This window comes from Methylobacterium sp. NPDC080182, assembly GCF_050281105.1.
Taxonomy (GTDB): domain Bacteria; phylum Pseudomonadota; class Alphaproteobacteria; order Rhizobiales; family Beijerinckiaceae; genus Methylobacterium.
In genome coordinates, this window is sequence record NZ_JBNNWO010000021.1 from 35395 (window position 1) to 49668 (window position 14274).

At 71.8% G+C, this 14274-nt stretch carries 11 protein-coding genes; 9 read left to right on the top strand and 2 right to left on the bottom strand.

Annotation, left to right across the window (positions count from 1 at the left end; all coding sequences use genetic code 11):
* Positions 1-600 precede the first annotated feature (600 nt).
* Positions 601-819: a DUF6894 family protein gene (locus ACQKQD_RS28570; RefSeq protein ID WP_427510237.1), complete on the bottom strand. Its 219-nt coding sequence runs from the start codon at positions 817-819 to the stop codon at positions 601-603.
* A gap of 270 nt (positions 820-1089) precedes the next feature.
* Here ACQKQD_RS28570 and ACQKQD_RS28575 point away from each other — a divergent pair, with 270 nt between their 5' ends.
* Complete coding sequence (locus ACQKQD_RS28575) at positions 1090-1287, top strand: hypothetical protein (protein WP_056530425.1); 198 nt, start codon at positions 1090-1092, stop codon at positions 1285-1287.
* A gap of 30 nt (positions 1288-1317) precedes the next feature.
* On the opposite strand, the gene ACQKQD_RS28580 is transcribed toward ACQKQD_RS28575, so the two are convergent.
* Positions 1318-1920 (bottom strand): TetR/AcrR family transcriptional regulator, encoded by a 603-nt coding sequence (locus ACQKQD_RS28580; RefSeq protein WP_056530428.1) that lies wholly within the window; start codon positions 1918-1920, stop codon positions 1318-1320.
* A gap of 172 nt (positions 1921-2092) precedes the next feature.
* Here ACQKQD_RS28580 and ACQKQD_RS28585 point away from each other — a divergent pair, with 172 nt between their 5' ends.
* The 8 genes from ACQKQD_RS28585 to ACQKQD_RS28620 all read left to right on the top strand — a co-directional run bounded on the left by ACQKQD_RS28585 (position 2093) and on the right by ACQKQD_RS28620 (position 14191).
* On the top strand, positions 2093-3262 hold the full coding sequence (locus tag ACQKQD_RS28585) for an isovaleryl-CoA dehydrogenase (protein WP_427510238.1): 1170 nt from the start codon (positions 2093-2095) through the stop codon (positions 3260-3262).
* Positions 3263-3341: 79 nt separating this feature from the next.
* Positions 3342-4886, top strand: a complete 1545-nt coding sequence (locus ACQKQD_RS28590) for a carboxyl transferase domain-containing protein (RefSeq protein WP_427510261.1) — start codon at positions 3342-3344, stop codon at positions 4884-4886.
* Between the two features lie 10 nt (positions 4887-4896).
* Positions 4897-5685: an enoyl-CoA hydratase-related protein gene (locus tag ACQKQD_RS28595; RefSeq protein ID WP_427510239.1), complete on the top strand. Its 789-nt coding sequence runs from the start codon at positions 4897-4899 to the stop codon at positions 5683-5685.
* A 10-nt stretch (positions 5686-5695) separates the two neighbouring features.
* Positions 5696-7714, top strand: a complete 2019-nt coding sequence (locus ACQKQD_RS28600) for an acetyl/propionyl/methylcrotonyl-CoA carboxylase subunit alpha (RefSeq protein ID WP_427510240.1) — start codon at positions 5696-5698, stop codon at positions 7712-7714.
* Positions 7711-8625: a hydroxymethylglutaryl-CoA lyase gene (locus ACQKQD_RS28605; RefSeq protein ID WP_427510241.1), complete on the top strand. Its 915-nt coding sequence runs from the start codon at positions 7711-7713 to the stop codon at positions 8623-8625. The genes ACQKQD_RS28600 and ACQKQD_RS28605 overlap by 4 nt, the downstream gene beginning before the upstream one ends.
* A gap of 64 nt (positions 8626-8689) precedes the next feature.
* Positions 8690-10384, top strand: coding sequence for an AMP-binding protein (locus tag ACQKQD_RS28610; RefSeq protein WP_427510242.1), 1695 nt, complete (start codon positions 8690-8692; stop codon positions 10382-10384).
* A gap of 157 nt (positions 10385-10541) precedes the next feature.
* A complete protein-coding gene (locus tag ACQKQD_RS28615; protein ID WP_427510243.1) occupies positions 10542-12695 on the top strand; it encodes a PAS domain-containing sensor histidine kinase in 2154 nt (717 codons plus the stop codon).
* Positions 12696-12979: 284 nt separating this feature from the next.
* Complete coding sequence (locus ACQKQD_RS28620) at positions 12980-14191, top strand: acyl-CoA dehydrogenase family protein (RefSeq protein WP_427510244.1); 1212 nt, start codon at positions 12980-12982, stop codon at positions 14189-14191.
* Positions 14192-14274: the final 83 nt, after the last annotated feature.

Below are 14274 nucleotides of genomic sequence, written 5' to 3' on the forward strand. Positions count from 1 at the left end.
CGTGGCCGGGGATTTTCCGACGCCTGCGACCCTTTCGACAGATCCGGCTCGCCGGCGGCGCTGTCGACCTCCCGACCGCGCACGCGGCGCACGAGGCCAACCCTGCGCGACCCCAGCCGGACGCTTCGGTCACCGATCCGGCAAGTCATCGCCGCGCTTGCCGGGCTTCCGGGCGCCGTCGCCGAGATCAGCGTGCGCCGCCGCAGCCTCGTCCTCGACCGATGCGGCACGCGCCTCCAGTGCCGTGCCGACCTGTCCAGGCGAATACCTGACTCAGCCGGCCTCGCGGCCGCCGAAATATGTGCCTCGTCTGCGATAGACTTCATATCCGGAAGTCGCCCATCGAGCCGGGTGCCCCTGTCGACGTAGAAGCGGCCGCGTCCTGTAGGGCGAAACCTGACTTATGATGCTTGCAACGGTTTGCTACGGCTGAAGGTTACTGGTCGCGAAAAGCGTGGAGAGCTCGATGTACGCCTCGGTGCTGGGTGGTCCGGAGATAGCGGTCGAGCCTCCGGGTGCCGGTCCGCCGCCTGAGGCGATCACCCTCCGCGAACACATCCGCCTGATCCTGCGCAAGCTCCCGCGCCCCGCGCCCAGCGCTCAGTACAGCTGAAGGGAACGAAGCACGACACCGTCGGCGGTGTGGATCTCCACGCACCAGCGCTCGTCGGGATCGGGCAACTCGCCCCGTGCGTGCATCTCGGCGATCAGCTGCGTCGCCTCGGCCACGGCGATCTCGATCGAGTTTGCCAGCACGCCCTCCTCGTCCTCGATGACCTCGTCCGGCCCCCTCAGGCGGAAATGGTACCGCTCTACCATGTCGCTCCTGCTCACGCCGTCGGCACGGCATGCCGACCGCGCGAGGGTAGCATCGAATGGCCGGATAAAGCCAAGCTGGCATGCCAAGTCGGGGCCGATCGTGGCGAGATCCGCCCTGGGCGGCGCAGGTTCCCGCCTGTGATCTGCGAGGATGTCGGGGGCAAGGCCGGTGCGCGCCGACGCAGGTTGTTGCACCGGCCAAGCTCTTAACGCGTCAGGCCTTTTCGCGGCGCATTGTGCGGGCATGTGCCATTGCCCGACGAGTTCGCCATGCATTTCGAGATCCGCGCGACCGACACCCGTCTGTGGACCTGGGTCCTCCTCGATGCGACGCAGATGCCGGTCCTGACATCGGACCGCACCTTCCCCTCGGAAGCCCAGGCCTCGGCGGCGGCGCTGGCCTTCGCCAAGCTCGTCACGCGGGCCGGCAGGACCCTCACCGCCGCACCGCCGGGCGGCCTGATCTGAGGCGACCGCCGTTCCCCGGCGCGACGGGGTCTATGGCTGACGCCTGACGCAACCCCGCAGCGCCATGTCGGTGTGCAGGGCGACGATCTCCGCCTTGGTCATCCGGCCGTCGGGCCGGTACCACGTGCAGGCGCTGGTGAGCATCCCGAGGATCGCGTAGCCGGCGACCCGCGCATCCCGGACGTCCAGCTCCCCCGCCTCCGATCCCCGCTCGAGCAGCGCGACCAATCGGTCTTCGTAGGCCCGGCGCAGGGCGACGATCGCCGCGTAATGCGGCGGGTCGAGCGAGCGCAGCTCGAAATTCGCGATGAAGACTTCCTGCCTCTTCTCGAGATGGTACGTGACGTGGTGCGCCACGAAGGCGCGGAGACGGTCCGTCGGGGTGCCGGTCGCCGTCGCCAGCGCCGCGTCGGTCCGCGCCAGCAGCGTCTCCATGTGGTCGCGGACGATGTCGAACAGCAGATCCTGCTTGCTGCGGATGTGGTTGTAGAGCGAGGCCGCCTGGATCCCGACCTCGGCGGCCAGGGCGCGCAGGGTCATCGCCTCGTAGCCGTGGCGATAGATGAGCCGAAGCCCGGCCCGGCGGATGGCGGCGGCCGTGCGCGGCCCGTTCGATCCGGCGGTGCGACCCACGAAGACACTCCGAAGACAGTTCAGAGCGCAACAGACACCGGGGAATGCTCACGCCGATCCCCGCTATAGGCTAACGAACAACCGTTCGTAAATCGCCTTGCCAGCCTCGCTTAACGAACGTACGTTCGTTTCAAAGAGGCGAGTGCCCGATTCTCAGGCGAGGAGACGCGCGATGCCCATCGGCCTGCAGGATTTCGACTTCGGCCTGGGCGAGACGGCCGACGCCCTGCGCGCCGAGGTGGAGCGCTTCGCGCGCGCCGAGATCGCCCCCCGCGCGGCGGCGATCGATGCCAGCAACGCGTTTCCCGCGGACCTCTGGCGCAAGCTCGGCGCCCTCGGCGTTCTGGGCGTCACCGTCGAGGAGACCTATGGCGGCGCCGGCATGGGCTACCTCGAGCACGCCGTGGCCATGGAGGAGATCAGCCGGGCCTCGGCCTCGGTCGGGCTGTCCTACGGCGCGCATTCCAACCTCTGCGTGAACCAGATCCGCCGCAACGGCACCGAGGCGCAGAAGCGCCGCTACCTGCCGAAGCTGATCGCGGGCGAGCATGTCGGCGCGCTCGCGATGTCCGAGCCGGGCTCCGGGAGCGACGTCGTCTCCATGCGGCTGCGGGCCGACAGGCGCGGCGACCGCTACGTCCTGAACGGCACCAAGATGTGGATCACCAACGGTCCCGACGCCGACGTCCTGGTGGTCTACGCCAAGACGGATCCCGAGGCCGGCCCGCGGGGGATCACGGCGTTCCTGGTCGAGAAGGATTTTCCCGGCTTCTCCACCGCGCAGAAGCTCGACAAGCTCGGCATGCGCGGCTCGAACACCTGCGAGCTGCTGTTCCAGGACTGCGAGATACCGGAGGAGAACGTCCTGGGCGCGGTCGGGCGCGGCGTCGGCGTGCTGATGTCGGGCCTCGACTACGAGCGCGCCGTGCTGGCCGCCGGGCCGCTCGGCATCATGCGTGCCTGCCTCGACGTGGTCCTGCCCTACCTCCACGAGCGCCGGCAGTTCGGTCGGCCGATCGGCGAGTTCCAGCTCATGCAGGGCAAGATCGCCGACATGTACACGGCGACGAACGCCGCCCGGGCCTACGTCTACGCGGTGGCGCGGGCCTGCGACCGCGGGCGGGCGACGCGCCGGGACGCCGCGGGCGCGATCCTGTTCGCGGCCGAGCGCGCGACCGCGGTGGCCCTCGACGCGATCCAGGCGCTCGGCGGCAACGGCTACATCAACGACTATCCGACCGGCCGGCTGCTGCGCGACGCCAAGCTCTACGAGATCGGCGCCGGCACGAGCGAGATCCGGCGGATGCTGATCGGCCGCGAATTGTTCGCCGAGACGGCCTGAGCGGGGAGCGGGCGCCGTGCCGGTGATCGAATCCGCTCTGGATCCGCGCGCGCCCGAGGCCCGCGCCAATGCCGAGGCCATGCGCGCCCTGGTGGCGGACCTGCGCGCGACCGCCGACCGCGTCCGCCTCGGCGGCGGGGAGGCCGCGCGGGAGCGCCATCGCGCCCGCGGCAAGCTCCTGCCCCGGGACCGGATCCGGGCGCTGATCGACCCGTTCTCGCCCTTCCTGGAAATCGGCCAGCTCGCCGGGCACGGCCTCTACGGCGGCGAGGTCCCCTCGGCCGGGATCGTCACCGGCATCGGCCGCGTCGCGGGGCGCGAGTGCGTGATCGTCGCCAACGACGCGACCGTGAAGGGCGGCACCTACTTCCCGATGACGGTGCAGAAGCACCTCCGGGCGCAGGAGATCGCGCAGCAGAACCGGCTGCCCTGCCTCTACCTCGTCGACAGCGGCGGCGCGCATCTGCCCAGCCAGGACGAGGTCTTCCCGGGCCGGGACCATTTCGGCCGCATCTTCTACAACCAGGCGACGATGTCGGCGCAGGGCATCGCCCAGATCGCCGTGGTGATGGGCTCCTGCACCGCCGGCGGCGCCTACGTGCCGGCGCTGTGCGACGAGTCGATCATCGTCCGCGGCCAGGGCACGATCTTCCTCGGCGGGCCGCCGCTGGTGAAGGCCGCGACCGGCGAGGTGGTCAGCGCCGAGGAACTCGGGGGCGCCGACGTGCACGCCCGGATCTCGGGCGTGACCGACCACATGGCAGAGACCGACGCGCACGCCCTCGGCATCGCCCGCCGCATCGTGGCCAACCTGAACGCGGTGAAGCGCCCCGCGCTCGCGCCGCGGCAGCCCGAGCCGCCGCGCTACGCCGCCGAGGAGATCTACGCGGCGGTGCCGGCCGACCGCCGGACGCCCTACGACGTGCGCGAGGTCATCGCCCGGCTGGTGGACGGCAGCGACTTCGACGAGTTCAAGCGCCTCTACGGCCAGACCCTGGTCTGCGGCTTCGCCCATATCTGGGGCTACCCGGTGGGGATCGTCGCCAACAACGGCATCCTGTTCTCGGAGAGTGCCCTGAAGGGCGCCCACTTCGTCGAGCTCTGCGCCCAGCGCGGCGTGCCCCTGGTGTTCCTCCAGAACATCACCGGCTTCATGGTCGGCCGGCGCTACGAGGCCGGCGGCATCGCCAAGGACGGGGCCAAGATGGTCACCGCCGTCGCGACCGCGGCGGTGCCGAAATTCACCGTCCTGATCGGCGGCAGCTTCGGGGCCGGCAATTACGGCATGTGCGGGCGAGCCTACGGGCCGCGCTTCCTCTGGATGTGGCCGAACGCGAGGATCGGCGTGATGGGCGGCGAGCAGGCCGCCTCTGTCCTGGCCACGGTCCGGCGCGACGGTGTCGAGGGCCGCGGCGGCACGTGGTCGGCGGAGGACGAGGCGGCGTTCAAGGCGCCGATCCGGGCGCAGTACGAGGAGCAGGGCCACCCCTACTATTCCAGCGCCCGGCTCTGGGACGACGGGGTGATCGACCCGGCCGACACGCGCCGCGTCCTGGCGCTCGGTCTCTCGGCGAGCCTCAACGCGCCGATTCCCGAGACCCGCTTCGGCCTGTTCCGGATGTAGGAGGCGCGGGATGAGCGGCACCTTGCTGGAGACGGTCGACGAACGCGGGGTCGCCACCCTGACGCTCAACCGTCCGGAGCAGCACAACGCCTTCGACGACGGCCTGATCGCCGCCCTCACCGCGTCCCTGCACCGGCTGGGCGCCGCTCCCGGGATCCGGGCGGTCGTCCTGGCGGGCGCCGGCCAGAGCTTCTCGGCGGGCGCCGACCTCGCCTGGATGCGCCGGATCGCCGGCCAGTCCTTCGACAGCAACCTCGCCGACGCCGCCGGGCTCGCGGGGCTGATGCACAGTCTCGACCGGCTGCCGAAGCCGACGCTCGCCCTCGTGCACGGGGCGGCCTACGGCGGCGGCGTCGGGCTCGCCGCCTGCTGCGACGTCGCCATCGCGGCCGAGAGCGCGCGGTTCTGCCTGAGCGAGGTGCGGCTCGGTCTGATCCCGGCGACGATCGGCCCCTACGTGGTCAACGCGATCGGCCCGCGCTGGGCCCGGCGCCTGTTCCAGACCGCGGAAGTCTTCTCCGCCGAGCGCGCCCGGGCGATCGGCCTCGTGCACGAGGTGGTGCCCGACGACCGGCTGGAGGCGGCCGGCGCGGAGGTGCTGCGCGACATCCTCCGGGGCGCCCCGGGCGCGCAGGCCGAGGCCAAGGACCTCGTCTTCCTGTGCGAGGGGCGGCCGGTGGACCCCGACCTGGGGCGCGAGACCGGGCGGCGCATTGCCGAGCGTCGTGCTTCCGACGAGGGGCAGGCCGGCATGGCCGCCTTCCTCGACAAGCGCTTAGCCCCGTGGCGGCGGGACTGAGGGGGCGGCCATGTTCGGCAAGATCCTCATCGCCAACCGCGGGGAGATCGCCTGCCGGGTGATCGCCACCGCCCGGCGCCACGGCATCGGCACGGTCGCGGTCTATTCGGAGGCGGATGCCGGCGCCCGACACACCCGGATGGCCGACGAGGCGTGGCCGATCGGGCCCGCCCCGGCGCGCGAGAGCTACCTCGTGGCCGAGCGGATCCTCGACGTCGCCCGGCGCGCCGGGGCGGAGGCGATCCATCCGGGCTACGGCTTCCTGTCGGAGAACGCGGACTTCGCCGGCGCCTGCGCCGGGGCCGGCCTCGTGTTCGTCGGCCCGCCCCCGGCGGCGATCCGCGCCATGGGCTCCAAGGCCGAGGCCAAGGCGCTGATGGAGCGCGCCGGGGTCCCGCTGGTGCCGGGCTATCACGGCGCCGCGCAGGATGTCCGGGCGCTGAAGGAGGCGGCCGCCCGGATCGGCTACCCGGTCTTGATCAAGGCCTCGGCCGGCGGCGGCGGCAAGGGCATGCGCGTCGTCGAGGCGGCCGCGGCGTTCGAGTCCGCCCTGACCGGCGCCCAGCGCGAGGCGCGGGCGTCCTTCGGCGACGACCGGGTGCTGATCGAGGCGTACCTGACCCGCCCCCGGCACATCGAGATCCAGGTCTTCGCCGACAGCCACGGCAACGCCGTCTCGCTGTTCGAGCGCGACTGCTCGATCCAGCGCCGCCACCAGAAGGTGATCGAGGAGGCGCCGGCCCCGGGGATGGATCCGGTCCGGCGCGCGCGGATGGGCGAGGCCGCGGTCGCGGCGGCGCGGGCGGTCGGCTATGTCGGCGCCGGCACGGTGGAGTTCATCGCCGAGGGCGAGACCTTCTACTTCATGGAGATGAACACCCGGCTCCAGGTCGAGCATCCGGTGACCGAGATGGTCACCGGCCTCGACCTGGTGGAGTGGCAGCTGCGCGTGGCCGCGGGCGAGCGGCTGCCGCTCGGCGCCCCGGATCTGGCCCTGCGCGGCCACGCGATCGAGGCGCGGGTCTACGCCGAGGATCCGGCGCGCGATTTCCTGCCGGCGGTCGGCACCCTCGCCCACCTGCGCCAGCCGCCGGAGGTGCCGGGGCGGGTGCGGGTCGAGACCGGGATCGTGCAGGGCGACCGGATCACCCCGGATTACGACCCGATGATCGCCAAGCTGGTCGTCTGGGGCGAGGACCGGGCGGCCGCGATCCAACAGCTCGCGGCCGCCCTCGCCGCCTACGAGGTGGTCGGCGTGACGACCAATCTCAGTCTCCTGCGCGCCGTCGCCGGCCATCCCGCCTACCGCGCGGCCGACCTCGACACCGGCTTCATCGCCCGCCACGCCGACGACCTGCTGGCGCCGCTTGCGACCGGTGCGGTCGATCCCGCGCTCTGGGCCGCCGCTGCCCTGACCGTCCTGCGCGACCGGCGCGCGGCCGTCGCGGCGCAGGCGCGGGCGAGCGGCGACCCGTGGTCGCCCTGGGCCGATCCCGATGCGTGGCGGATGAACGGGGCGGGCTACCAGGACCTGCAGTTCCGCAACGGCGACGCGCCGCCCGTCACCCTGCGGGCATGCCCCCGCCCCGACGGCAGCGCCCGCCTCGACCTGCCGGGCGGCACCGTCCTGGCGGCGCTCGCCGAGGACGCCGAGGGCGAGCGGCTGATGCTGGACGGCGTCTGGCGCCGGCTGCGCGCGGTCCGCCGCGGCGCGGAGCTGACGGTGATCGTCGGCGGCCGGAACGCGACGCTGGTCCACGTCGATCCCCTCGCCCCGCCCCGGACCGAGGCGTCCGGCAGCGACCGGGTGACGGCGCCCGTGCCGGGCCGCCTGACCCAGCTCTGGGTGCGGCCCGGCGATGCCGTGGAGAAGGGCGCGCCGCTCGCGGTGATCGAGGCGATGAAGATGGAGATCACCCTCCGCGCGCCGCAGGCCGGCACCGTCGCCGAGACCCGCCACGCCGTCGACGACATGGTCGAGGAGGGCACCGAGATCGTCACCTTCGCGGCGGAGGAGCGGCCCGCATGAGCTATCCGGCCCGGGTGCAGGTGGTCGAGGTCGGGCCGCGCGACGGGCTCCAGAACGAGCCCGCGCCGGTGCCGATCGCCGCCAGGGTGGCGCTGATCGAGGCCCTGGCCGAGGCCGGGCTGACCCGCATCGAGGCCGGCAGCTTCGTGTCGCCCCGATGGGTGCCGCAGATGGCCGAGACCGCGGAGGTTCTGGCGCGGCTGCGCCCCCGGCCCGAGGTCGGCTATTCCGTTCTGGTCCCGAACCTGCAGGGCCTGGAGCGGGCCCTCGCCTCCGGCGTCCGGGAGGTCGCGGTGTTCGCCGCCGCCTCCGAGAGCTTCTCCCGGCGCAACGTCAACGGCTCGATCGCCGAGACCCTCGACCGCTTCGCCCCGGTGCTGGAGGCCGCGCGCGCGCGAGCCCTGCGGGTGCGGGGCTACGTCTCCTGCGTCCTGGGCTGCCCCTACGAGGGCGACGTCGCGCCGGCGGCGGTCGCCCGCGTCGCCGCGTCCCTCCACGCGATGGGCTGCCACGAGATCGCCCTCGGCGACACGATCGGGACCGGGACGCCGCGCGCGGCCCGGCGGCTGGTCGAGCGGGTGGCCGCCGACGTGCCGCTGCAGGCGATCGCCCTGCACTTCCACGACACCTACGGGCAGGCCCTGGCCAACATCCTCGCCTGCCTCGAACTCGGCGTGTCGGCCGTGGACGCCGCGGTGGCGGGCCTCGGGGGCTGCCCCTACGCGCCGGGGGCCGCCGGCAACGTCGCCACCGAGGACGTCGTTTACATGCTGCGCGGCATGGGCATCGAGACCGGGATCGATCTCGATGCCCTCGCCGCGGCCGGGCGGTCGATCGCGTCCCAGCTCGGCCGGGAGCCGGCCTCGAAGGTCGCCCGCGCGCTGGCCGCCGCGCCGCCGCCGACACCCTGATCGAAGGGCGGCCTCGGACAGCGCCGCGGCGGCGCGCGCGTTCGGAGGAACGAGGGAGGACGACATGAGCGACCGGGCGGTGAGCTATGTCCACGGGGCGATCGGCGAGCCCCTGCTCGGCCTGACCATCGGCCAGGCCCTGGATCGCGCCGCCGCGGCGTGGCCGGATCACCTGGCTCTGGTCGCGCACGCCCAGGGCGTCCGATGGACCTGGCGCGAGCTGAAGGACCAAGCCGACGCCTTCGCGGCCGGCCTGCTCGCCCTCGGACTCCGGCCCGGCGACCGTATCGGGATCTGGTCGCTCAACCGCGCCGAGTGGGTGCTGACCCAGTTCGCCGCCGCCCGTGCGGGGCTGATCCTGGTGACGATCAACCCGGCCTACCGGCTGTCGGAGCTGGAATTCGCGCTCAACAATGTCGGCTGCACCGCCCTGGTCACGGCGACGGCGTTCAAGACCAGCGACTATCTCGGGATGCTCCGCACCCTGGCCCCCGAACTCGCGGCCTCCGGGCCGGGCCGGCTGTCCGCAGCCCGCCTGCCGCACCTGCGCACGGTGATCCAGATCGGCGGACCGCCGACCCCGGGGACGGTCCCGTTCGACGCGGTCGCGGCCCGGGGCGACGCGGCCGGCACCGGCGCCCTGCGCGACCTCGCCGACGCGATGCAGTTCGACGACGCGGCCAACATCCAGTTCACCAGCGGCACGACGGGCGCCCCGAAGGGCGTCACGCTGACCCACCACAACATCCTCAACAACGGCCACTTCGTCGGCCGCGCGATGCGGCTGACCGCCGAGGATCGGATCTGCATCCCGGTGCCGCTCTACCATTGCTTCGGCATGGTGATGGGCAATCTCGCGGCCCTGACCCACGGTTGCGCCATGGTGTTTCCGGGCGAGGGCTTCGACCCGCGCGCGACACTGGAGACCGTGCAGGCCGAGCGCTGCACCGCGCTCTACGGCGTGCCGACCATGTTCATCGCCGAGCTCGACCATCCCGAGTTCGCGCGCTTCGATCTCCGCTCCCTGCAGACCGGGATCATGGCGGGCGCGCCGTGCCCGATCGCGGTGATGCGCCGGGTCGTGGAGCAGATGAACATGCGGGATGTCACCATCGCGTACGGCATGACCGAGACCAGCCCGGTGAGCTTCCAGAGCTCGAGCGACGACCCGCTGGAGCGGCGCGTCACGACCGTCGGCCGGATCCACCCGCATCTCGAGGTCAAGATCGTGGATCCCGAGGGACGCGTGACGCCGCGGGGCGCCCGCGGCGAGCTGTGCACGCGCGGCTACTCGGTCATGCTCGGCTACTGGGGCGATGCCGCGCGGACCGCGGAGGTCCTCGACGACGCCGGATGGATGCACACCGGCGACCTCGCGACGCTGGACGCGGAGGGGTACTGCAACATCGTCGGGCGGATCAAAGACATGGTCATACGCGGCGGCGAGAACATCTATCCGCGCGAGATCGAGGAGTACCTCTTCCGGCATCCGCAGATCCAGGATGTGCAGGTCTTCGGGGTCTCCGACCCGAAATACGGGGAGGAGCTGTGCGCCTGGATCAGGCTGCGCGACGGCGAGACCCTGTCGGAGCCGGCGGTGCGCGCGTTCTGTGCGGGGCAGATCGCGCATCAGAAGATCCCGAAATACATCCAGTTCGTCGACGCCTTCCCGATGACGGTCTCCGGAAAGATCCAGAAATTCGTGATGCGTCGGTGCGTGGAGGAGCAGCTGGGCCTCGCGCGATCCGAGACGGCCTGAGCCGGTCCCCGCGAATGCTGTCATCGCCCGGCGGAACGAAGATTTCGTCGTCCGATCGGGCTCGGTCATTGCTGCGCGCGCCGCGAGCGGACATGCTGGTGCGCGACATCACCGAGGCGGCGTATCAGTGTCGGCATGGCCACAGGGCGACGGCGAGATGGCCGCGCGCATCCGCGACTTCGGCTGGGAGCGGACGCAGCTGGGGCCGGCCGCCCGCTGGCCGGAGCGCCTCAAGGTGATGGTCGAGCAGGTGCTTGCCAGCCCGCTGGTCGCGTCCCTCGTCTGCGGGCCCGAGCGCCTCCTGATCTACAACGACGCCGCCGCCCGTCTCTACGGCGCCCGGCACCCGGAGGGTCTCGGCCGGCCGCTCGCGCGCACGTTCCCGGAGGGGTGGGCGACGGTCGCGGACTTCTACGCGCGCGCCTTCGCGGGCGAGGCCGTGCAGGTGGCCGGGCAGCCGCTGGACACCCGCGGCGAGGGCGCCGCGGAGGACGTCTTCGACGCGCTCCTCGTGCCCGTGCGCGACGCCGACGGGAAGGTCATGGCCGTCCACATGACCGGCTTCGAGATCGGTGAGCGCCTGCGCGCCGAGGCCAAGCTGCGGACGAGCGAGGCCCGGTACCGCCACCTCTTCGACGCCATCGACGAGGGCTTCTGCACCATCGAGGTCCTGTTCGACGCGGCAGGGCGGGCGGTCGATTACCGCTTCCTGTCCGTGAATGCGGCCTTCGAGCAGCAGACCGGGCTCCGCGACGCGGTCGGCCGGACGGTCCGGGCGCTGGCGCCCGACCTCGAGCCGCACTGGTTCGAGACCTACGGCCGGATCGTCCGAACCGGCAAGGCGGAACGCTTCGAGGACCGCGCCGACGCGCTCGGGCGCTGGTACGAGGTCTACGCCTTCCCGATCGGGGCGCCGGAACGGCGGCAGGTGGCGGTCCTGTTCAAGGACATCCTCCAGCGCAAGCGCGCCGAGGATCGGCTGCGCGCGAGCGAGGAGCGGTTCCGCGCCCTCGTCACGGCCAGCTCGGACGTCATCTACCGCATGAGCCCGGACTGGAGCGAGCTGCGGGTCCTGGAGGGCCGCGGCTTCCTGGCCGACACCGTCACCCCGAACGACGACTGGCTGAGCGCCTACATCGATCCGGCCGACCAGCCGCGCCTGCGCGAGGCCATCCAGCGGGCGATCCGATCCAAGACGATGTTCGAGCTGGAGCACCCCGTCCGGCAGGCGGACGGGAGCCTGGGCTGGGCGCTGTCCCGGGCCGTGCCGCTGCTCGACGATGACGGCGAGATCCGCGAATGGTTCGGCGCCGCCAGCGACGTGACCGCGCGCAAGCGGGTGGAGGACGATCTGCGCGCGAGCGAGGAGCGGTTCCGCGGGCTGGTCGAGGGGTTCGGTCAGTTCAGCTGGGAGGCCTCGGCCGAGGGCCTCATCGAGATCGACAGCCCGGGCTGGCGCGCGTTCACCGGGCAGCGCCCGGACGAGTGGCTCGGGCGCGGCTGGATCCACGCGATCCACGCGGACGACCGGGCGCTCACGGAAGCGAAGTGGCGGCAGGCCGTCGCGACGCGGACGGCGGTCGATCACGAGTATCGCCTGTGGCACGCCCCGAGCGCGTCCTGGCGGTGGTCGAACGTCCGCGCGGTGCCGATCACGAACCCCGACGGGTCGATCCGCAAGTGGTCGGGGGTGAACATCGACGTCACGGACCACCACAGGCTGCTGGCGCGCCAGGAAGTGCTGATCAACGAGCTGCAGCACCGCACGCGCAACCTCCTCGGCGTCGTCAGCGCCGTGGCGGGCAAGACACTGCGGCAGGGCAGCTCGGTCGAGGCGTTCGAGGCGCGGCTGCAGGCGCTCAGCCGCGCGCAGGGCCTGCTCAGCCAGTACGGCAGCGACTCGGTCGAGGTGGGCGCGCTGGTGCGCGCCGAGCTGGCCGCTTACGTCGACGGCGCGACCGACCGCATGACCGTCGCCGGCCCCGAGGTGCACCTGACCGCGCGACAGGTGCAGAACTTCGCCCTCGCCGTCCACGAGCTGACGACCAACGCGGTCAAGCACGGGGTGCTCAAGACCGGGACCGGCCATCTCAGCGTCACCTGGGAGATCGTGCGCGACCGGCGCGAGCGCCGCCGACTGGCCCTGTACTGGATCGAGAGCGGCCTGCCCGCGCAGGCGGCGCGCGTCACTCGCCGCGGCTACGGGACCGAGCTGATCCAGGAGGCGCTGGCATATGCCCTGGGCGCCACGGTCGAGTACGCGCTGGACCGCGACGGCGTGCGCTGCCGCATCGAGATGCCGGTGTCCTAGGTTGCGCGAAGGCCGCGATGCGCGCGCGGCCCGTCAACGTTGGTCAGCGGCTTCCGCGATCACGAGACCGTCCACCCGAAGCATTCGAGCATCATCATCGCGGATCCAGCGCGAAAAAATCCAACGACAACCGTTACAGCGCGATCTACCGCGTCCCCACCCGGCAGATAATATCGTCTGACGGCGCCCCCAGTTACGACCGTAACCAAAAACTCTTCCGACAGACACGAAAGCGGCCGATCACCGAACTTACTATGCATCTCGGACAGTCATGAGGTCTGAGAATGAACGGTGTCGCCCCCTCGATCCGCCCTGCCGCGCGAGCCGGAGATCCGGACGCGGCGTTTCTCGCGACCGTCGCGGCGCTTCGGCCCCTCATCGCGGAGCACCGGTCGGCCCTGGCTGTCGGCCCGGACCTGCCGGAGCCGGTCGCAGAGGCGCTCATCGACGCCGGTCTCGCGCAGCTCTGGCTTCCGCGGGGCCTGGGCGGTCCTGAAGCGCATCCGCTGAGCGTCCTGGCGGCGATCGAAGCTCTGGCGGAACTCGACGGTTCGGTCGCCTGGTGCGCCGCGATCTCGTCCGGGGGCGCGTCACGCTTCGCCGACCTGATCGACGCGGACGTGATGCGTTCGCTCATCCCTGCCGGCAGGAAGTTCGCGGGCAGCGGGAGCGGCCAGCCAACGGGAACAGCGGTTCGCCATGGATCCGGCTGGCGGATCAACGGACGCTGGTCCTGGGCGAGCTTCTGCCGCTACAGTTCCGTGTCCGCACTGATGTGTGTGGAGATCGACGGCGAGCGGCCGAAGCTCGACGAGAACGGGCGGCCGTCGCTGCGCGGCGTCTTCATCGCCTCGAAGGATGTCGAGGTCGTCGGCAACTGGAATGCCGGGGGGCTCCGGGCCAGCGGGAGTCACGACGTCGCGTGCACCGACATCTGGGTGCCGAACGAGCAGACCATCGACGGCGCGAGCCTCATGATGCCTCGCGACAGAAGGCCCCTCTACATGCTGCCCATGGCATCGGCGGCCGCGATCGCCGCCATTGGTGTTCCGCTCGGGATCGCCCGGGCCTCGATCGACGCCTTCATCGATCTCGCGCAGACGAAGACGCCGCATGGCGGCAAGGTGCCCCTGAGACTTCGCGAGGACGTTCAGGTCGCGATCGCGCGTGCCGAGACGAGCCTCGGTGCCGCGCGCGCCTTCGCCCGGGACACGGTCTCCGAATTCTGGTGGGAAGCCGAGGACGGCCGTCCGATAACGCTCGCGTGGCAGGCCAAGCTTCGGCGGGCCTGCTGGTACGCGGGCCATGTCGGGAAGCAGGTTGTCACGAGCATGTACGAGGCGGCCGGCAGTTCCGCCGTCCTCGAAGACCTGCCGTTCGCGCGCCAGCTCCGCGATGTCTACGCGGCCTGCCAGCACATGCATTATCAGGACCGGTTGCTCGTGCCGACCGGCCGCATCCTTCTGGGCCTCGAAGCCGACGCTCCGTTCATCTAGAGCCGTCGCCGATCACGCATGCGCCGACCGCTCCTCGCGCCACGGTCGCCCCCGTTCCTCGGGACCCCATCGAGGAGGGACGC